Source organism: Micromonospora kangleipakensis (genome assembly GCF_004217615.1).
Lineage (GTDB): Bacteria > Actinomycetota > Actinomycetes > Mycobacteriales > Micromonosporaceae > Micromonospora > Micromonospora kangleipakensis.
The window spans coordinates 866,042-884,237 of sequence record NZ_SHLD01000001.1 but is presented as its reverse complement, the minus strand read 5'-3'; the positions used below and the strand labels follow the sequence as shown (position 1 = coordinate 884,237).

Below are 18,196 nucleotides of genomic sequence, written 5' to 3'. Positions count from 1 at the left end.
AGGAGTGGCGTGTGAGTGTCGCGTTGGTGACCGGTTCGGGCGGTCTCATCGGCTCCGAGGCGGTCCGGCACTTCGCCGGCCTCGGTCTCGACGTGGTCGGCATCGACAACGACATGCGTCAGGAGTTCTTCGGCGCCGAGGCGTCGACCGCCTGGAACGTCCGCCGGCTGACCGACGAGCTGCGCTCGGCGTACTCGCACCACAGCATCGACATCCGGGACCGGGACGCGCTGGCGAAGCTCTTCGCCCGGTACGGCCGGGACATCGCCGTGGTGATCCACACCGCCGCGCAGCCGTCGCACGACTGGGCCGTCCGGGACCCGTTCACCGACTTCGACGTGAACGCCGGCGGCACCCTCAACGTGCTGCAGAACGTCCGCGAGCACTGCATCGAGGCACCGGTGATCCACTGCTCGACCAACAAGGTCTACGGCGACCGGCCGAACAGCCTCCCGCTGGTCGAGCTGGAGACGCGCTGGGAGATCGAGCCGGGGCACCCGTACGAGCAGGGCATCCGCGAGGACATGTCGATCGACGCCTGCCTGCACTCGGTCTTCGGCGCCTCGAAGGTCGCGGCCGACGTGATGGTCCAGGAGTATGGCCGCTACTTCGGCATGAAGACCGCCTGCTTCCGGGGCGGCACGCTGACCGGCCCGGCGCACTCGGCCACGGAGCTGCACGGCTTCCTCGGGTACGTGATGCGGGCGAACATGGAGCGCCGGACGTACAAGATCTTCGGCTACCAGGGCAAGCAGGTCCGGGACGCCATCCACAGCTCGGACGTGGTCTCCGCGTTCGAGGCGTTCTTCCGCAACCCGCGCTCGGCGGCGGTCTACAACCTGGGCGGCGGCCGGCACTCCAACACCTCCAACCGGGAGGCGTTCGCGCTGGCCGGGCAGATCACCGGCCACGAGATGATCACGGAGTACGTCGAGGCGAACCGGATCGGCGACCACAAGTGGTGGATCGGCTCGAACGAGGCGTTCCAGGCCGACTACCCGGACTGGAAGCAGGTCTACGACGTGCCGATGATCATGCGGGAGATCTACGAGGCCAACGTGGACAAGTGGGTGCCGCAGGCATGACCACCAGCACCAAGCGGAACGTGCTCGGCGTGCTCGTCGACGCGACCGACTACGCCGCGGCCACCGAGGCGGTCGTCACCGCGGCGCGGGAGCGCCGGCCGATGGCGCTGACCGCGCTGGCCGTGCACGGGGTGATGACCGGGGTGCTCGACCCGGCGCACAACGCCCGGCTCAACTCGTTCGACGTGGTCACGCCGGACGGCCAGCCGGTCCGCTGGGCGCTCAACCTGCTGCACGGCGCGGGTCTCACCGACCGGGTGTACGGGCCGGAGCTCACCCTCAGGGTGCTCGCCCGTTTCGCCGACGAGGGGCTGCCGGTCTACCTGTACGGCTCCACCGAGGAGACCCTGGCGCGGCTGATCCCGGCGCTGGAGGAGAAGTTCCCGGCGCTGAAGATCGCCGGCGTCGAGCCGTCGAAGTTCCGCCAGGTGCAGCCCGGCGAGGATGTCGAGATCGCCGACCGGATCAGGGCCAGCGGTTCCCGGCTCGTCCTGGTCGGGCTCGGCTGCCCCCGGCAGGAGGTCTTCGCGTACGCCATGCGACCGCTGCTGGACATGCCGCTGATGGCGGTCGGCGCGGCCTTCGACTACCACGCCGGCCTGCTGCGCAATCCGCCGCCGTGGATGCAGCGCGCCGGGCTGGAGTGGTTCTGGCGGCTCGGCCTGGAGCCGAAGCGGCTCTGGCGGCGGTACGTCATCCTCAACCCGGCCTACCTGGCCCGCCTGGCGGCGCAGAAGACCGGCCTGTGGAAGGCCACCCCGCCGGCTCCGGCCACCGAGCGCCCCGCCGGCTTCGCGGTCTGACCCCGGAACGACGCCCGGCGGCCACCGTGGAGGTGACCGCCGGACGCCGGTGGGAAGGTTGGTTCAGGAGACGTTCAGCGCGGTGTCGTCGATGACGAACGAGGTCTGCAGGGACCAGTCCTCCACCCCGATGAACTTGATCTGTAACGTCTGCCCGGCGTAGGCGCCCAGGTTGAACGACCGCTGCGCGTAGCCGGTGTTCTTGTTCAGGTTCGAGTAGGTGGCGAGCGTCGCCAGCACCGAACCGCTGCTGTTGAGCACCTGCACCCGCAGCGTGTCGTACGCCGTGCTGGTGGTGGTCTCGGCGGTGTCGATGTGCAGCCAGAAGCTCAGGCTGTACGACGAGCAGCCGGCCGGCAGGGCGACCGACTGGGCCAGCGTGTCGGTGTGCGAGCTGCCGTAGCCGTCCAGCCAGGCGTTCCAGGTGCCGGAGCGGGGCGGCTGGCCGGACGCGCCGTGCTGGCCGATCACGCCGGAGGTGGCGGTCCACCCGGTGTTACCGGACTCGAAGCCCGGGTTGGCCAGCTTTTGACCGGCGCCGGTGCAGCCACCGGTGCCGGTCACGGTGAGCGAGTACGTCGCCGTCTTCGTCCCCGAGGCCGCCGTGCCACTGATGGTCACGGCGTACGTGCCGGCCGGGGTGCTTGCCGAAGTGGTGATGGTGAGGCTGGACGAGCCGCCGGAGGTCACCGTCGCCGGGTTGAACGAGGCGGTGGCGCCGGCCGGCAGGCCGCTGGCCGAGAGGCTGACCGACTGGGCCGAGCCGCTGGTGGTGGCCGTGGCGACGGTGGCGCTCACCGAGCCGCCGGGGGCGGTGGAGCCGGAGGTGGGCGACACCGAGACGGAGAAGTCGTTGGTCGGCGGCGGGGTGCTGCCGTTGACCACGTAGAGCAGCCGGTTCGGGGTGCCGGTGCCCACGTTGGTCACCACGTTCGGGGTGGCGTTGTTGACCAGGCTGTCCCGCACCTGCTGCGGGCTCCATGACGGGTTCGTCGAGAGCACGAGCGCCGCGGCGCCGGCGACGTGCGGCGACGCCATCGACGTGCCGCTGATGGTGTTCGTCGCGCTGTTGCCGGTGTACCAGGCGGAGGTGATGTTGACGCCCGGCGCCAGGATGTCGACGCAGGTGCCGTAGTTGGAGAAGCTCGCGGCGGCGTCGTTGTTCTGCGTGGCGCCGACGGTGATCGCCGACGCGACCCGGGCTGGGGAGTAGTTGCAGGCGTTCTGCCGGTTGCCGAAGATGTCGCCGTTGCCGGCCGCCACCGCGTAGGTGATGCCGGAGTTGATGGAGTTGGTGACCGCGGTGTCGATCGAGCTGTTGGCGGAGCCACCGAGGCTCATGTTCACCACCGCCGGCTTGACCGCGTTCGCGGTGACCCAGTCGATACCGGACACCACTTGGGCGTTGGTGCCGCTGCCCTGGCAGTTGAGCACCCGGACGCCGACGATCTGCACGCCCTTGGCCACCCCGTACGAGGAGCCGCCCACGGTGCCCGCGACGTGCGTGCCGTGGCCGTTGCAGTCGTCGGCGGAGCCGCCGTCCACGGCGTCGAAGCCGGAGACCGCCCGGCCGCCGAAGTCGTTGTGCCCGAACAGCACGCCGGTGTCGATGATGTAGGCGCGCACGTTGCTCGCCGTGTTCGGGTAGGTGTACGAGCTGTTCAGCGGCAGGTTGCGCTGGTCGATCCGGTCCAGGCCCCAGGACGGCGGGTTGGTCTGGGTGCCGGAGATCGTAACGGTGTGATTCTGCTCGACGAACGCGACGGCGGGGTCGGCGGCGATCCGGGCGGCGGCCGGCGCGCCGACCCGGATCTCGAAGCCGCGCAGCGCGGCGCGCCAGGTGCGAGCGACGCTGCCGCCGTGCCGGGCGGTCAGCCGCCGCGCGGTGTCGGCGACCCGGCTGGGGGCGACGGCACTGTCCTTCAGCACGACGATGTAGCTGTCGGCCACCGCGGTGGTGCCGCCGGCGGCCCGGATCACGCCGGTCGGTTCGGCGGCCAGCGCGGGGCTGGCCGCCGCGAGCATCGTCAGGGTGGCCACGCCGACGAGTACGGACCTGTGTGGGAGACCCATCTCCCTACCTCCCTCCGACCGGCACACGATCGTCCGCCCGGTGAGGCAGGCAGATCGACGATGACCGATCAAGCTGAGATTAGAGCAGCGGGAGGAAGGTGGGACATGCCGAAGTTTCCATATCACCGGTGGGATGGCCCCTACGGGCTGACGTAGGGGGCGAACCCGGGACCGGCCCGGATTCGGCGAACGTCGAACTGGGCAAGGCTGGCGTCATGGAGGACCATCTCGCCGTGCTGCTCCCGGTCGCCGCCGTCTGGGTGGCCGCCGCCGTCGTCGCGGACGGACTGCCCCGGCTGGACCACGCCCGCGCCCTCCGCCGGCGTACCGGATGGTTGTCCGCCCTGATCCTCACCGGCCTCGCGCTGACCGCCGCGGTGCTGCTCACCGGCCTGCAGAGCGCGGGCGGCACGCCGGTCGACCGGGCCGCCCCCGGCCTCGCCCTCGCGGCGGTCCCGGCGCTGGTGGTCGCGGTCTGCACGGTCCGGCGGGTCCGGCGGCTGCGGGCCGGCGCCGGGGCGTTCGCCCGGGCGCCGGAGACCCCGGCCCCGCACGGCCTGCGGGCCGCCTCGGCGCACCCGCTCATCGGGCTGCCGTTGCAGGTCACCGCGCTGGCGGCCGTCCCGGCCGTGGTCTCGGCCGCGGGACTCGACCTGTTCACCGGAGACGGCGCGACCGGGGCCGCGGTCACCGTCGGCACCCTGGGGATCGCCGCGATCGGGGTACGCCACGCGCTGCGGCACAACCGGCTCGCCGAGCGGGCGATGCCGGCGGCCGTCAGCTCACCGCGGGCGGCCGGTCCCCTGCACGTATAGCAGTTCGAGGATCGCCCGGGTCGCCTCGAACCAGCGGTCCAGCCAGCCGGGCGGCGGGACGCTGCCCCTCGGCGGCAGCTCCATCAGCAGGCCGCGCAGCAGCGGATGGTCCACCAGGGACTCGGTGGGCTCCAGTGGCCAGCCGGCCGGCGGGAACGACGGCTCGGTGAGCGGGTTCGGGTCCAGCGACGGCAGGGACAGCGGCGGACCGGCCTGCTCCGGCGGGGCGTCGTCCCGGCCGCCGATCTCGCTGTCGGCGGAGACCACCTCGGTGAGCACGGTGTCCCGGCGGGCGCCGCGGTACTTGCCGCCGAACCGCTCCGGCTTGCCCGGGCCGTTGGTGAGGTTATCTGAACCGATCGTCGTCATCCGTCTCGCCTGCCTCGCTCGGTTGCCGATCTGTGCGGTTCAACGAGGCGGAGCGGAAGTGGCGACGGGTGACCCGCGCGCCGGCCCCGCGTGGGCTGGCCGGAATGGACGGAATGGGCCCGCCCGGCCACGCTGCCGGGCGGGACCACGCTTCCAAGTCCGGGTCGCCGGGTCAGGCCCGGGCGAACACACCGTCCCTGGCACCGGCGACGAAGGCGTGCCAGTCACCCGGGGCGAAGACCAGGGCCGGGCCCGTCTTGTCCTTCGAGTCCCGGACGCCGACCGCCCCGGTCACGTACGCGACCTCAACGCAGTTGTCACAGTTCGGTCCGCTCTTGGAGCTCTTGAACCAGGTTGCCTGCGTCAGGTCCACGGGGAACTCCTTGGTCGCCATTTCCACAGTGGCTCCTCTGCCAGTTTTGCGATGTGTGCGATGGATTCCTCCGGGCGTATGGCCGCGGCTCGAATGTGATCGAAGATGAAGCTGTACTTCTGCAGTTCGTCGCTCTTCTCGAGGAAGAGCCCACCCGTGGCGTTCTCCGCGTACACGACATCGGGATCACTCGGTTCGGGGAAGCTGAGGATCGTGAAGGTCCCGTCCATGCCGGCGTGCGCGCCCACCTCGAAGGGCAGGACCTGCAACGTCACGTTCGGCAGTTCGGCCACCTCCACCAGCCGCTTGAGCTGGCCACGCATCACCGCGTCGCCGCCCACCGGCCGGCTCAGCACCGCCTCATCGAGCACCACCCACAGATCGACCGGATCGTCCTGCGTCAACAACGACTGACGGCCCAGACGGACACGCACCCGCTGGTGGACCTGGTCGGGGGTGAAGTCGGGCCGGGCGGCCCGGATCATCGCCCCCGCGTACTCCTCGGTCTCCAGCAGGCCCGGCACCACCTGCTGCTCGTACGCCCGGATCGAGCTGGCCGCCGCCTCCAGCCCCACGTACGCCCCGACCAGCACCGTGCTGTACGGATGCCACCAGCCCTTCTGCCGGGCCTCCCGGGCGATCTGCACCAGCTCGTCACTCTCGGCGCCCACCACCCCGTAGATCCGGAGCATGTCCCGGACGTCGCGCGGGGTGGCGCTGGTGTGGCCGGTCTCGATGCGGGAGATCTTGGAGGCCGAACACTCGAGCTGCTCGGCGACCGTCTCGATGGTGATGCCGGCGGCCTCCCGCTGGCGGCGGAGTTCCGCCCCCAGGCGACGACGCCGGATGGTGGGGCTGCGCCGCTCGCTCACGACGCCGCCCCGCGGGTCGTGGTGCGGGAACCCCGGCCCCTCGCGCTCACCCGGCCACCTCCGGTCGATCGCGCCCGGTTCGACTCCCGCCGGGGGCGCGACCGTAGTACGGCGGGTGATCGTTCGCGGCAGGGGTGGTGCCGGTCGTCGACCGGCCGCGACGGGCGAAACCGGCGTCCAGTGTGCCGCCCCGGTACCGAGGTCATCAAGCATGCCGTTCACGTGTCCTGCTCCCGTATCGGCAAAAGTCGACGTGCAACTTGCATGTGGCACGTCGCTGATGCACTCTGTCGGTATGGCACGGGTTACTCACCGTCTCCACTTGATCTCCCGACGTGGTGATCCCGCCGGTCGCTGGCCGGCGGAGGGTGAGCCGGCCCGAGCTGCGGCAACGAGACCTGCCCCGGGGTGGAGACCCCGCCGCTGCACGCCTGATGGCTGCGGCGGTGGGAGCGGTAACCGGGAGCAGCCGGGTGATGGTCGGGTGGCGGCGCGCCACCGCGGGTACGGCCCGACCAGCACCGCAACGTGATCAGCCGGTCCACGAGGCACGACCCCGTCGCCGGACCCGAAGTGTCCCCCGAATCAGCGCCCGCCGGCTCGCCCGCCGGCCGACTCTTCCCAGGAGTCCATGTGCTTCCCCGCTCCGGTGACGTACTGCACGTGACTCGCGCGGCGAGTGTCCAGTTCCTTCGACCGATCATGTTCCGGTTGATCCGGGTGCTCGACTGGCCGACCTACGACGGCTGGCTGTGGCTCGACGGCTACGAGTTGAACGCGGCGGGGGACGCGGTCAACCGGCGGTCGATCTTCGTGCAGTCGGAGGGGCTGCGTCAGGTCCAGGCCGCGCCGGCGCCCCGCCCGCACACCGTACGCACCCGGCGCCCGGTCGCCCGGACCCCGGTTCAGGTGGGCTGACACCGCGATTGCCAGGTCGGGGGGCGTACCGCCGCCATAGAATCGGTACGCCCACCCCGGCGAAGTCTCCACCCCGCGCGTCCCGGACCCTGAACCTGGGATGGCCATGGTCAATCTGCCCGCCGCGCGGCGGCACCACCGGTCCCGTGTCGGTTACGCCTTCGGGCTCCTCGCGCTCCTTGGCGCCGCGACCGCGCTCGCGGTCGTGGCCAACCACCCCGCTCTCTCCTCCACCCAGCAGCTCAGCGAGCCGGTACCGGCTCCGGAGATCACCGTGGTCGGGGAGGGCTCCGCACCGCCCGACGAGCCGGACGAGCCCGGCTGGGCCGGCGGCGACCCACCCGGCGCGCCGCCGCTCACGACCCCCGACCGGGCCGGCGGCGGGGCCGGGGAGGGCGCGCTGGCCGAGGGGCCGGCCGGCCCGACCGGCGTACGGACGCCGGCGGAGGAGCTCAGTCGGTCACTGTTCTACTCGGGCCTCCTGGGGCTCGCCATCTCGCTGGCCGGGCTCGGCCTGGTCGGCACCAGACGACGGCAGTGGTGAGGATCAGGGGGTTCCGCTGGCCGAGGGGCCGGGCGTGGGAGTGCCGGCGCCGGTCGTCGGGGCCGCGGCCTCGGCGACCACGACGGTGACCTGGTCACCCTCGGAGATCGCCTCGCCGGGGGCCGGGTCGGTCTCGATCACCGTGCCGGCCGGTCGGTCCGACGTCCGGCTGACCACCCGGTAGTCCACGCCCAACCGGTCGAGGGCCGCCCGGGCGGCCGCCTCCGGCAGCCCCACCAGCGGCGGCATCGGCACCGGGGCCGCGGCGGTGGGGGTGGGCGGGGTGGTCGGCGGCTCGGTGCTCGGGGCCGCCGAGGTCGGCGCGGCGGTGGTCGCCGGGGCGGTGGTCGGCGCGGGCGTGAGCGAGGGCGACGGCCCGGGGCCCCGGTCCGCCGCCCGCAGTGCCAGCCAGACGCCCACCCCGATCAGCGCGATCAGCAGCAGGGCGAGGATGCCCAGCAGGATCGGCATCCACCAGCGTCGGCCGGCCTGCTCCTCGGTGTACCACTCGGCGCCGGCCTCCTGGTAGCCGACCGGCCGGGGCGGCGGAACCCCGGCGCGCCCGGACCAGGCCGCCGGGATGGGCGCCGTCCGGTCGACGGGCTGCTGCCGGGCGCTGGTGTCCCCGGGCTCCTGCCCCGCGCTCCGGTCACCGGTCGGTGGCAGCCTCCGCGTGGCGTCGGCGTCCTCCCCACCGGCGGCGCGGTCCGGCGGCAGCGCGCGGGTGGCATCGGCGTCCGTCCCGCCGGCGGCGTGGTCCGGCGGCAGCGCGCGGGTCGCGTCGGCGTCGTCCCCGGCGGGTGGTTCCTGGCGGTCGTCGCTCATCGCACGTCCTTTCCCCACCGGGGCGGGCGCCCTGGCCCTCGATCATCCAAGTTAGCGGTCCGGACCGCCATCGGCGGGAATCAGCACGGCGAGCCGTCGCTCAGGGGGTCGGTGCGGGACTGGCCGGCGGGGTCGACGGCGGGGCGCCGCAGACGAGGGCGACCGGGTCGTTCCACCGGGCTGCGGCGCCGGCGGCCGGATCCTGCACGGTGACGGTGCCGCGCCGCCCGGTGCGGTAGCGCGGGTAGAGGCCCGCCTCGACCAGGTCGTCCGCGGCGTCGTCGCAGTCGTCGCCGACCAGGTCCGGTACGGCCACGGCCGGCGCCGGCCCGGCCACCCAGAGGGTGACGGTGACGCCCCGCCGCACCGGCGTACCGGGCTCCGGCGAGGTGCGCTCGACGTTCCGGCCGGCGCCCGCGCCGAAGACCAGCCGCCAGCCGAGCTTCCGCTCGTGCAACTGCCGGCGGGCGTCCTCGAAGTCGACGCCGACCAGCACCGGCACCGTCAGCCCGCCGGCCGCGGTGGTCGTCCGGGTCACCGGGGGCGTGCTGCGGGGCGCCTCGGTGGTCGGCGTCGCCCCGGTCGGGGCCGGCGCGGTGGTCGCCGCCGCGACGGGCCGGTCGGCCGGACCGGAGTCGCCACCGGCGAGGATCCAGCCGCCGCTGGCGCCGATCACGGCCAGCAGCACCACCGCGAGGCCGCCGCCGAGCAGCAGCCTGACCCGGTCCGGCCCCTGGTCAGCCGGCCCGGGTGAGCCCTGCCGCTCCGGGTACCCGTTTGTCATCGCGTCCACCGCCTCATCACCGGCGACCGTAGCCGCCGCCAGCAAACCCCCGGCCGCGAGCCGGTCCCGGCCGCCCGCCACGACTCGCCGCGCCGACGCTGGGACGCTACGCTCCCCGGCATGGCCAGACTGGGCTGGGGAGGATCGGTCGCCACCGCGATCGGTGTCGCTGCCGGTGCGGGCGCGGCGCAACTGGGCTTCGGCTACGGCCTGGGCATCATCAACTGGACGCCGACCGAGGCCGCGACGGTCGAGGCGGCGTGGGTGGCGAGCCTCGCCTGGGCCACCTGGATCTCCGCCACCTCGGTGGTCGCGGGCGCGGTCTGCGCCCAGCGGCTGCGGGAGCGGGGCGGCGAGGACGAGGAGCCGGGCGGGACGCTGGGGAAGATCACCCTGGCCGTCGCCGGGGCGGTCGGCGCGCTGGTCACGGTGCTGCTGGTCGCCGTACCGGCCCGCGCGGCACGGGTGCCGGACACCTTCTCCCCGCAGACCGTCGCCGCGGGCTACGCCGCCGTCGGACTGCTGGTCGGCGTGCTGGTGGCGACCTGGGCGCTGCACTCACGGGCGGCCGCCATCAACCTGATCGCCACGACCGGGTGGCTCTGGCTGCTCGCCGTGGTCTCGGTGGTCGACAGCGTGCTCGCCGGGCGGGGCCTGACCAGCGCGCAGCTCGGCATCTGGCAGATCAGCGCGGACAGCGACCGGTTCTGGATCCGGGACTACTTCTACTGGCCGGGGGCGCTCCTCGCGATGGGCTCCGCGCTGGTGATCGGCGCGCTGGCCGCGCGGCCTACCGCCCGGCTGCCGGAGCGGCGGGTCGGGGCGGTCGCGTCGGGAGCGGCCGGACCGCTGCTCGTGGCGGTGGCGTACCTGCTGGCCGTGCCGCGGCTCGCCGCGATCGCCGCCGAGCAGGTCTCGGCCCACCTGATCGCCCCGTACGCGGTGATCGCCGGGGTGGGCGGCTCGGCGCTGGTGGCCGTGCTGGCCCAGCGGGCGGAGGGCCGCACCGCCGTGCGGGTGACCCTGCCCCGGCAGCGCACCGCCGAGCCGGACGACCTCTCCGGTACCGACCGGGAAGCCCTCGACCTTCCGCCCGTCGACGAGGCAGCCGGGAGCGCCGACGCGGCGCCGGGGACCGATGAGCCGACCACCGGCGCCCGCACCGGCCGATCAGGCCGGCGGCCCGCCGGGGCGACCCGCGGCACCGGGGCGGCCAGAGCGACGCCGGAGACCGCGGCAGGGCTGGCGGTGGCGGAACCGGGCACGCCCCCCGGTCCGGGCACGGCTTCCGACCGGAGCATCCCGCGGCCACGCGACGGGGCAGCGGCGGACGTCGCGCCCGCGCCGGACCCGGCAGCGGCGGACGTGCCGTCGGCGGGCGAGGCGAGCGGAACCGACCGGCCGAAGAGCGGCCCGACGACCCCGCCGACCACCGGCCCGAAGACCAGACCCGGCCGCCGCAGCCGCTGATCCCGCCGCCGGTCGGGCGGGAAGTCACCCCGGACCACCACGTCCACCACCCGGCGCGTCGGCGCCGCGACCCTGCCGGTGGAGTCGGCGCGGCCGGGCCGGCGCGGTTCGTCGTACCGGCGGAGAAGCTGGCGTGGCGCGGTCCCGGCGGGTCAGTCGACCGGCCAGGTGTGCACGGGCTCGTTGCCGCGCTGCAGCTCGGCGTAGCGCTGGAGCATGTGGTGCAGCGCGGCGTCCCGGTCCATGCCCCGGTGCCGCTCGGCCGCCCAGACGGCCTCGGTCTGCCAGACCGCCCCGTTGCGGCCGGTACGGCAGCGGTGCTCGATGATGCCGAGCAGCCGGTCCCGCTCGGCCGGGGCGACGCCGAACCGGTCCAGCCCCTGGGCGGCCTTCGGCAGCAGGACGTCGAGCACCAGCTTGGTCACGGGGACCTCACCCAGCCGGGGCCAGTGCAGCACGGCGTCCATGCCGCGGCGGGCGGCGGCGTGGAAGTTCTCCTCGGCCGAGCTGAAGGTGAGCTGGCTCCAGATCGGCCGGTCCGACTCGGCCAGCCCCCGGGCCAGCCCGAAGTAGAAGGCGGCGTTGGCCAGCATGTCCACCACCGTCGGGCCGGCGGGCAGCACCCGGTTCTCCACCCGCAGGTGCGGGCGGCCGTTCATGATGTCGTAGACCGGCCGGTTCCAGCGGTAGACGGTCCCGTTGTGCAGCCGCAGCTCGCTCAGCTCGGGCACCCCGCCGGCGTGCAGCACCTCGACCGGGTCCTCGTCCCCGCAGATCGGCAGCAGCGGCGGGAAGTACCGGACGTTCTCCTCGAAGAGGTCGAAGATCGAGGTGATCCACCGCTCGCCGAACCACACCCGGGGCCGTACGCCCTGCGCCTTGAGCTCGTCCGGGCGGGTGTCGGTGGCCTGTCCGAAGAGGGCGATCCGGGTCTCCGCCCAGAGCTGCCGGCCGTAGAGGAACGGCGAGTTGGCGCCGATCGCGACCTGCACCCCGGCGATCGCCTGGGAGGCGTTCCAGTAGTCGGCGAAGCTGTCCGGCGCGACCTGGAGGTGGAACTGGAGGCTGGTGCAGGCGGCCTCGGGGGCGATCGAGTCGGTGTGCGTCTGGAGCCGCTCGACCCCGCGGATGTCCAGCTCGATGTCCTCGCCCCGGGCGCCGACGATCTGGTCGTTGAGCACCCGGTAGCGCTCGTTGGTGGAGAGGTTGTCGGCCACCAGGTGGCGTTCGGTGAGGGTGGGCAGGATGCCCACCAGGACGATCTTGGCGTCCGACTTCGCCGCGCGTTCGTCGGCGCGGCTGAGGCTGCTGCGCAGGTCCTGCTCGTAGTCGGCGAAGCCGCCGCCCTCGATGAGCCGGGGTGGGGCGTTCAGCTCCAGGTTGAACTGCCCCAGCTCGGTCTGGAAGAGCGGGTCGGCGATGTCGGCGAGGATCTGGTCGTTGCGCATGGCCGGCTCGGCGGCCGAGTCGACCAGGTTGAGCTCGATCTCCAGCCCGGTCATCGGGCGGTCGGCGTCGAACCCGAAGTCGTCCAGCATCAGCGCGAAGACGTCCAGGCACCGCCGGACCTTCTGCCGGTAGCGGACCCGGTCCTCCCGGGAGAAGGCGCCCTGCTCGACGTCCCTGCCCATGTGTCCTCCCGGCGCGAGGCGCAACGGAACAGTACCGTTCCGGAACGCATTGTGAACCATTCACGTTAAGAGCGCGCGCATGGCCGAGACCAGGGGGACCGGTCCCGCGATGCGCTCCCGGAGGCATCACTACCCAGCCGGTGCCCCGAACACCGTTGGCCGGAGACGAATGAGTCGTGACAATTCGCACCCTCACCGGCGTACACGAACGGGCCCGCGCCGTCGGTGAGACAGCGCGGGCCCGTCGGATCGTACGGGGGAATCAGGCCTGGCGGACGGCCTCGCCCTCGATCTCGATCTTGATCTTCTTGCCGACCAGGACGCCGCCGGTCTCCAGGGCGACGTTCCAGGTGAGACCGAAGGCCTCGCGGTCGATCTCGGTGCTCGCGGAGAAGCCGAAGATGTCCTGACCGAACGGGCTGCGGCCGACACCCTCGAACTCGACCTCCAGCTCGACCGGACGGGTGACGTCCTTGATGGTCAGCTCGCCGGCGAGGATGAACTCGTTCCCGTTCCGGGACTTCACACCGGTGCTGCGGAACTCCAGCGTCGGGAACTTCTCCACGTCCAGGAAGTCCCCGCTGCGCAGGTGCGCGTCACGGTCGGCCATTGCCGTGTGGATGCTGGCCGCCTGGATGGTGGCGGTGACGGAGGACTCCATCGGGTCCTCCGCGATGGTGATCGTGGCGGTCGCGTCCGCGAACTCGCCACGCACCTTGCTGACCATCATGTGACGGGCGACGAACCCGACCCGCTTGTGAGCCGCGTCCAGCAGGTAGGTGCCGGCAGCCGGGATGGTCAGACCCTCCCAGTCGCGGGTAACCGATTCGGTGCTGCTGGTCATGGTGCTGCCCTCCAGGGGAGATTGTTTAGTAACCCAACGACTGACTGAGCAACTATAAGCACAGCAATATTCCGTGTGTCAAGTACTGCTAGGATGGCCACGTGGACGAGAACGTGTTCGACGACCCCCGGATCACCGCCGTCGGCCTCTTCTACGAGGTGCACGCCGGCCTGACGACCCGGTTCGCCGCCCAGTTCGAGGAGCACGGCCTCTCCCCGGTCGAGTTCGAGGTGCTGACCCGACTCGCCCGCTCGCCCGGCAACCAGCTGCGGATGACCGACCTCGCGGCGCAGACCTCCCTCTCCACCAGCGGGGTGACCCGGGTGGTCGACCGGATGGAGCGCGACGGCCTGCTCTGCCGCCAGGCCTGCCCCTCCGACCGGCGCAGCTCCTACGCGGTGATCACCGGCGCCGGCCTGGCCCGGCTGGACGAGACCCTCCCCGGGCACCTGCGGATCATCGAGGAGTGGTTCACCGGACAGCTCGAACCGGACGCGCTGGCGGCCCTCCTCGACGGCCTGCGCCGGATCCGCGACGCGGTGCACCCGTGCGCGACCGCGGGGAGCTCCGGTTCCGGGCCGGCCGAGGTGCCGGCGGAGACCGCCTGCTGAGCGGAATCCGCCGTTCCGCCCGCCCACCGGCAGAAAGACCGGCAGAACCGACCTACCGCCGGTCTATAGCGGCGTAAAATCCACCAAATCGCCCAGCAGGAGCGGATAGTCTTCGCTGAGCGGGGGCGCACCGGGGGGTGCCGGCGCGAGCGATGAGCGAGGGGCAACACCAGGGGGCTTTTTCGCTCGCGCCACCCCCGCGCCTCCTTGCCCGTGGGAGACCGTCCCGGGATCGGTCCCCGCGCGGACAACGCCAGGATCAGCCGGGCGCACCCCGTCGGGCGCCCGCCGCGCGGCGCGCCACCAACGCGTACAGCAGGGCCTCCTCCTGCGGCAGCAGACTTACCCCGCCCGCCCGGCGAACCTCGTCCAGCCGACTCAGCACCGTCACGTCGGCCCTACTCGCCGCGAGCCCGACCAGCGCCTCCACCACGTCCCGCCGGTCCTGGCCGTCGACGCCCGCCTCGGCCGCGGCGGCGAACCACTCGGCCGCCAACTCCCGGTCGCCCTGGTACAGGGCGAGGTGCCCCTCGATCAGCGCGCAGACCGCGTCCTCCGGCCGCCCGGCTGCGGTGCCCCCCGCGCCCCGTGGCGGACGGCGCTGCCCGGGCACCGGGGAACCGGCCGCACCCAGCCGCAGCTCGGCCACCACCTCCAGCGCCTCGGCGGCCCGGCCCTCCTGGGCCAGCGCCAACCCCACCGTGCCCAGCACCCGGCGGCGGTGCCCCGGATCGCCCAGCTCGGCCAGCGTCGCCGCCACCCGCCGTCCCTGCGCCACCGCGTCCGCGTACCGGCCCGCGAGGCGCATCACCTCGGCCAGGTTGGCGCGGGCGAGCAGCCGCAGCCGCCGCTCACCGCACTGGGCGGCCAGCCGGTCCACCGTGGCCAGCCGACGCCGCGCCCCGGCCAGGTCGCCTACCCGGATGTCGTGCCAGGTCAGGTTGTTCTGGGCGACCGCCATGTCCCGCACCCGGCCGTGCCGGGTGGCCAGCTCCAGCACCGCCTCGCCGTGCGCCCTGGCCTCGTCGTGGCCGCCGGTGGCATGCAGCAGCGCGCAGAGCACCGACCGCGCGGAGAGTTCCCCGGTCACCTCGCCGACGTCCCGGAAGACCTCCAACGCGGCGCGCGCCGCCGGTAACTCCTCCGTCCCCGCGCCGTGCTCGGCGGCCAGCTGGGCCACCCCGAGCAGCGCCCAGGCCCGCAGCACCGGATCGGCGTCGGCGGTACGCGGATCGGCCAGCAACCGGTGCAGCCAGCGGCGTCCGGAGACGTCCCGCCCCCGGAACCGCCACCAGCGGGGCAGCGCGGCCGCCAGCCGCAGCGCGGTGACCGCATCGTCGACGGCGGCGTGCGCCAGGGCGGCGATGATGTCGCCGGTCGCCTCGTCGAGCAGGTGCACGGCGGCGGTGAGGTCCGGACCGACCAGGTCGGGGGCGGTCCGGACCACCAGGCCGGTGACGACCTGCGCGTGCCGGCGCCGGACGCAGGTCAGCTCCCCCTCGCCGGCCGCCTGCTCGCTGGCGAAGTCGCGTACCGCGTCGAGGAGGCGGAACCGGAACGGCCCGGTGCCCCGGACGCTGAGCAGGCCGAGTTCGAGCAGCCGGTCCAGCAGGGGGACCGCGTCCCGCCGCTCGCCGCCGTCGGCGAGCAGCTCCTCGGCCAGCTCCACCGACCAGCGGTTGCAGAACGCCGACAGCCGGCGCAGCGCCGCCCGCTCGGCGGGCGCGAGCAGGCGGTAGCTGGTCGCCACCGCCTCGCGCAGGGTCACCGCGCGGTCCACCGGGTCCCAACCGGGCCGGCCGCCGGGCGGGGTGGCGAGGTCGAGGACCCGATCGCCGTACCGGTCGAGCAGCTCGGTGACGTCGAGGATCCGGCCGCGGGCGGCCATCAGCTCGATCGCCAGCGGTAGGCCGCCCAGCCGACGGACCAGCGCGGCCACCGCCGGCAGCTCGGTCGAGGTGGGTGGCTCGCGGCGCACCTGGGCGAGGCGGGCGGTGAAGAGGGCCGCCGCCGGCCAGCGGTCCAGCTCCGCCGGTGCCGCCGGGACGGTCCCGGCCGGCGGTACGTCGAGCGGCGCCACCGGCCGGACCAGCTCGCCCGGCAGGCCGACCGGGTGCCGACCGGTCACCAGCACCCGCAGGGTCGGCGTCGCGGCGACCAGCCGGCGCAGCGCCTCGGCCACCGGATCGGGTGCCCGTTCCGCCGCGTCCAGCAGCAACAACGCGGGTTGCCCGCCGAACCGGGCGGCGAGGTCGGCCAGCCGGTTCACGCCGAAGACCCCGACCGAGGCGGCCAGCACGTCCGCCATGTCGGAGCCCTCACCCACCAGCACCCCGGCGACGCCGGCGGGGTGGTCGGCGGCGACCGCGTGGGCCACGGTCAGGGCCAGCGCGGTCTTGCCGACGCCGGCCAGCCCGACCAGGCTCACCACCGGATGGTCGGCGCTCAGCAGGGTGCCGATCTCGGCGACGTCCCGGTCCCGGCCGATCAGCGGGACCGGCTGCGGGAGCGCGATGGGCGGACCGGAGGGGGCGGCGCCGGGGCCGGTGACCGGGAGGTGCCGCGGTGCTGGTCCCGGCGTGCCGGCGGCAGGCGACGGCCGGGCCGCGGCGAGGAACGTCGTCCGGGCGGCGCCGGTCAGCCGGAGCGCGTCGGCGAGCAGCTCGACGGTGGTGCGCTGGGGTCGCGCGGACCGGCCCCGCTCCAGATCACGGACGGTCCGCACCCCGACGCCCGCCCGGCTCGCCAGCTCCGCCTGGGTGAGGCCGGCGGCGTGCCGATGCCCCCGCAGCAGATCCGACAGCACGGTAGGACCGGCCGGGCTCCGTGAACGATCATGATCCGGAGTCATGGGCACGAAGAGTACGGATCGGGTGCGACGGCCGGCAGGTCATCGTCGGCCAGCCGACGGTCCGTCGCGGATATCCGACAGCGGCGGCACCCGTCCGGGCCTCGACCGGCCCGGACGGGTCTGCTTCACCTCACATGCCCAGATCGCGGGCGATGACCATCCGCTGCACCTCGCTGGTGCCCTCGCCGATCTCCAGGATCTTGGCGTCCCGCCAGAAGCGGGCCACCGGGTACTCGTTCATGAAGCCGTAGCCGCCGTGGATCTGGGTGGCCTCGCGGGCGTTGTCCACCGCGATGGTGCTGGCGTGCAGCTTGGCGATCGCGGCCTGCCGCTTGAACGGCTCGCCGGCCAGCATCCGGGCGGCGGCGTCGTAGTACGCCAGCCGGGCGGTGTGCGCCTTCAGCTCCATGTCGGCGATCTTGAACTGGATCGCCTGGTAGTTGCCGATCGGCTGGCCGAAGGCCTGGCGCTCCTTCGCGTACTTGATCGACTCGTCGACGCAGCCCTGGGCGAGGCCGACGGCCAGGGCGGCGATGGCGATCCGCCCCTCATCGAGGATCCGCAGGAACTGGGCGAAGCCCCGGCCGCGCTGGCCGAGCAGGTTCGCCGCCGGCACCCGGCAGTCGTCGAAGGTCAGCTCGTGGGTGTCCGAGGCGTTCCAGCCGACCTTGGAGTACGCCGGCGCGACCGTGAAGCCGGGCGTCCCCGACGGCACGATGATGGTGGAGAGCTCCTTCGAGCCGTCCGACTTGATGCCGGTGACCGCGGTGACGGTGACCAGTGAGGTGATGTCGGTGCCGGAGTTGGTGATGAACGCCTTCGAGCCGTTGATCACCCACTCGTCGGTGCTCTCGTCCAGCACGGCCCGGGTCTGCGTGCCACCGGCGTCCGAGCCGGTGCCCGGCTCGGTCAGCCCGAAGCCGGCCAGGGCCTCACCGCTGAGCAGCTTCGGCAGCCACTGCGCCTTCTGCTCGTCCGTGCCGAACCGGTAGATCGGCATCGCGCCGAGGGAGACCGCCGCCTCCAGGGTGATCGCCACGCTGGAGTCGACCCGGGCCAGCTCCTCCAGCGCCAGGCAGAGCGCGAAGTAGTCGCCGCCCATGCCGCCGTGCTCCTCGGAGAAGGGCAGGCCGAACAGCCCCATCTTGCCCATCTGCCGGACGATCTCGTACGGGAAGGTGTGCTGCTCGTAGTGCTCCCCGATGGTCGGGGCGATCACCTCGCGGGCGAGCTCCCGCACGCTCTCCCGCAGCGCTTCTTGTTCCTCGCTGAGCCGGAAGTCCATCGGTTCCTCCTGTCTGGACGGGACGAGCCGCCGGGCGCTCGTG

General features: G+C 73.4%; 17 protein-coding genes. 7 read left to right on the top strand and 10 right to left on the bottom strand.

Translation table 11 applies throughout. The features are described from left to right. The first annotated feature begins 11 nt into the window (after window positions 1–11). Both EV384_RS04280 and EV384_RS04275 read left to right on the top strand, forming a co-directional pair. A complete protein-coding gene (locus EV384_RS04280) occupies window positions 12–1,085 on the top strand; it encodes an NAD-dependent epimerase/dehydratase family protein (protein WP_130330327.1) in 1,074 nt (357 codons plus the stop codon). Then, complete coding sequence (locus tag EV384_RS04275; RefSeq protein ID WP_130330325.1) at window positions 1,082–1,888, top strand: WecB/TagA/CpsF family glycosyltransferase; 807 nt, start codon at window positions 1,082–1,084, stop codon at window positions 1,886–1,888. The genes EV384_RS04280 and EV384_RS04275 overlap by 4 nt, the downstream gene beginning before the upstream one ends. Window positions 1,889–1,951: 63 nt before the next feature. Here EV384_RS04275 and EV384_RS37010 read toward each other — a convergent pair whose 3' ends face one another. Then, on the bottom strand, window positions 1,952–3,961 hold the full coding sequence (locus EV384_RS37010) for a S8 family peptidase (RefSeq protein ID WP_130330323.1): 2,010 nt from the start codon (window positions 3,959–3,961) through the stop codon (window positions 1,952–1,954). Window positions 3,962–4,176: 215 nt separating this feature from the next. Between EV384_RS37010 and EV384_RS04265 the strand changes: the two genes are divergently transcribed. Continuing rightward, complete coding sequence (locus tag EV384_RS04265) at window positions 4,177–4,776, top strand: hypothetical protein (protein ID WP_130330321.1); 600 nt, start codon at window positions 4,177–4,179, stop codon at window positions 4,774–4,776. Here EV384_RS04265 and EV384_RS04260 read toward each other — a convergent pair. From EV384_RS04260 to EV384_RS04250, 3 genes are all read right to left on the bottom strand, one after another. Continuing rightward, a complete protein-coding gene (locus EV384_RS04260) occupies window positions 4,744–5,145 on the bottom strand; it encodes a hypothetical protein (RefSeq protein ID WP_130330319.1) in 402 nt (133 codons plus the stop codon). The two genes, EV384_RS04265 and EV384_RS04260, sit on opposite strands and share 33 nt — an antisense overlap. A gap of 172 nt (window positions 5,146–5,317) precedes the next feature. After that, window positions 5,318–5,539 (bottom strand): DUF397 domain-containing protein, encoded by a 222-nt coding sequence (locus EV384_RS04255; RefSeq protein ID WP_130330317.1) that lies wholly within the window; start codon window positions 5,537–5,539, stop codon window positions 5,318–5,320. Continuing rightward, the gene (locus EV384_RS04250) at window positions 5,509–6,390 is read right to left on the bottom strand and encodes a helix-turn-helix domain-containing protein (RefSeq protein WP_130330315.1); all 882 of its coding nucleotides are present in this window, start codon (window positions 6,388–6,390) and stop codon (window positions 5,509–5,511) included. Before EV384_RS04250 ends, EV384_RS04255 begins: the two co-directional genes overlap by 31 nt. 633 nt (window positions 6,391–7,023) lie before the next feature. On the opposite strand from EV384_RS04250, the gene EV384_RS04245 reads away from it, so the two are divergent. Together EV384_RS04245 and EV384_RS04240 are read left to right on the top strand one after the other, a co-directional pair. Next, window positions 7,024–7,308 (top strand): hypothetical protein, encoded by a 285-nt coding sequence (locus EV384_RS04245; RefSeq protein ID WP_130330313.1) that lies wholly within the window; start codon window positions 7,024–7,026, stop codon window positions 7,306–7,308. A gap of 100 nt (window positions 7,309–7,408) precedes the next feature. Beyond that, window positions 7,409–7,852 (top strand): hypothetical protein, encoded by a 444-nt coding sequence (locus EV384_RS04240; RefSeq protein ID WP_207232231.1) that lies wholly within the window; start codon window positions 7,409–7,411, stop codon window positions 7,850–7,852. Window positions 7,853–7,855: 3 nt separating this feature from the next. Here the strand turns inward: EV384_RS04240 and EV384_RS04235 are convergent, their stop codons facing one another. Together EV384_RS04235 and EV384_RS04230 are read right to left on the bottom strand one after the other, a co-directional pair. Beyond that, on the bottom strand, window positions 7,856–8,677 hold the full coding sequence (locus EV384_RS04235; RefSeq protein ID WP_130330311.1) for a PASTA domain-containing protein: 822 nt from the start codon (window positions 8,675–8,677) through the stop codon (window positions 7,856–7,858). A gap of 100 nt (window positions 8,678–8,777) precedes the next feature. Beyond that, window positions 8,778–9,461 carry a PASTA domain-containing protein gene (locus EV384_RS04230; RefSeq protein ID WP_130330309.1) on the bottom strand — a complete coding sequence of 228 codons (684 nt, stop codon included), beginning with the start codon at window positions 9,459–9,461 and terminating at the stop codon, window positions 8,778–8,780. Window positions 9,462–9,581: 120 nt separating this feature from the next. Between EV384_RS04230 and EV384_RS04225 the strand changes: the two genes are divergently transcribed. Then, window positions 9,582–10,931: a hypothetical protein gene (locus tag EV384_RS04225; RefSeq protein ID WP_242623933.1), complete on the top strand. Its 1,350-nt coding sequence runs from the start codon at window positions 9,582–9,584 to the stop codon at window positions 10,929–10,931. Window positions 10,932–11,083: 152 nt separating this feature from the next. Here EV384_RS04225 and EV384_RS04220 read toward each other — a convergent pair whose 3' ends face one another. Together EV384_RS04220 and EV384_RS04215 are read right to left on the bottom strand one after the other, a co-directional pair. Then, entirely contained in the window at window positions 11,084–12,562 is a 1,479-nt protein-coding gene (locus EV384_RS04220) for a glutamate-cysteine ligase family protein (RefSeq protein WP_130330307.1), read from the bottom strand. A 262-nt stretch (window positions 12,563–12,824) separates the two neighbouring features. Continuing rightward, window positions 12,825–13,406, bottom strand: coding sequence for a YceI family protein (locus EV384_RS04215; RefSeq protein ID WP_130330305.1), 582 nt, complete (start codon window positions 13,404–13,406; stop codon window positions 12,825–12,827). A 101-nt stretch (window positions 13,407–13,507) separates the two neighbouring features. On the opposite strand from EV384_RS04215, the gene EV384_RS04210 reads away from it, so the two are divergent. Beyond that, the gene (locus EV384_RS04210) at window positions 13,508–14,017 is read left to right on the top strand and encodes a MarR family winged helix-turn-helix transcriptional regulator (protein WP_130330303.1); all 510 of its coding nucleotides are present in this window, start codon (window positions 13,508–13,510) and stop codon (window positions 14,015–14,017) included. 259 nt (window positions 14,018–14,276) lie between these two features. On the opposite strand, the gene EV384_RS04205 is transcribed toward EV384_RS04210, so the two are convergent. Together EV384_RS04205 and EV384_RS04200 are read right to left on the bottom strand one after the other, a co-directional pair. After that, window positions 14,277–16,868, bottom strand: coding sequence for an ATP-binding protein (locus tag EV384_RS04205; protein WP_130330301.1), 2,592 nt, complete (start codon window positions 16,866–16,868; stop codon window positions 14,277–14,279). Between the two features lie 130 nt (window positions 16,869–16,998). Continuing rightward, window positions 16,999–18,153, bottom strand: coding sequence for an acyl-CoA dehydrogenase family protein (locus tag EV384_RS04200; RefSeq protein ID WP_130330299.1), 1,155 nt, complete (start codon window positions 18,151–18,153; stop codon window positions 16,999–17,001). Between the last annotated feature and the right edge of the window lie 43 nt (window positions 18,154–18,196).

Excerpts from the sequence above, each read along its gene's own strand:
- EV384_RS04275 (WP_130330325.1), top strand. The coding sequence starts at position 1,082 with ATGACCACCAGCACCAAGCGGAACGTGCTCGGCGTGCTCGTCGACGCG.
- EV384_RS04260 (WP_130330319.1), bottom strand. The coding sequence starts at position 5,145 with ATGACGACGATCGGTTCAGATAACCTCACCAACGGCCCGGGCAAGCCG.
- EV384_RS04215 (WP_130330305.1), bottom strand. The coding sequence starts at position 13,406 with ATGACCAGCAGCACCGAATCGGTTACCCGCGACTGGGAGGGTCTGACC.
- EV384_RS04235 (WP_130330311.1), bottom strand. The coding sequence starts at position 8,677 with ATGAGCGACGACCGCCAGGAACCACCCGCCGGGGACGACGCCGACGCG.
- EV384_RS37010 (WP_130330323.1), bottom strand. The coding sequence starts at position 3,961 with ATGGGTCTCCCACACAGGTCCGTACTCGTCGGCGTGGCCACCCTGACG.
- EV384_RS04230 (WP_130330309.1), bottom strand. The coding sequence starts at position 9,461 with ATGACAAACGGGTACCCGGAGCGGCAGGGCTCACCCGGGCCGGCTGAC.
- EV384_RS04265 (WP_130330321.1), top strand. The coding sequence starts at position 4,177 with ATGGAGGACCATCTCGCCGTGCTGCTCCCGGTCGCCGCCGTCTGGGTG.
- EV384_RS04205 (WP_130330301.1), bottom strand. The coding sequence starts at position 16,868 with ATGACTCCGGATCATGATCGTTCACGGAGCCCGGCCGGTCCTACCGTG.
- EV384_RS04240 (WP_207232231.1), top strand. The coding sequence starts at position 7,409 with ATGGCCATGGTCAATCTGCCCGCCGCGCGGCGGCACCACCGGTCCCGT.
- EV384_RS04225 (WP_242623933.1), top strand. The coding sequence starts at position 9,582 with ATGGCCAGACTGGGCTGGGGAGGATCGGTCGCCACCGCGATCGGTGTC.
- EV384_RS04220 (WP_130330307.1), bottom strand. The coding sequence starts at position 12,562 with ATGGGCAGGGACGTCGAGCAGGGCGCCTTCTCCCGGGAGGACCGGGTC.
- EV384_RS04255 (WP_130330317.1), bottom strand. The coding sequence starts at position 5,539 with ATGGCGACCAAGGAGTTCCCCGTGGACCTGACGCAGGCAACCTGGTTC.
- EV384_RS04200 (WP_130330299.1), bottom strand. The coding sequence starts at position 18,153 with ATGGACTTCCGGCTCAGCGAGGAACAAGAAGCGCTGCGGGAGAGCGTG.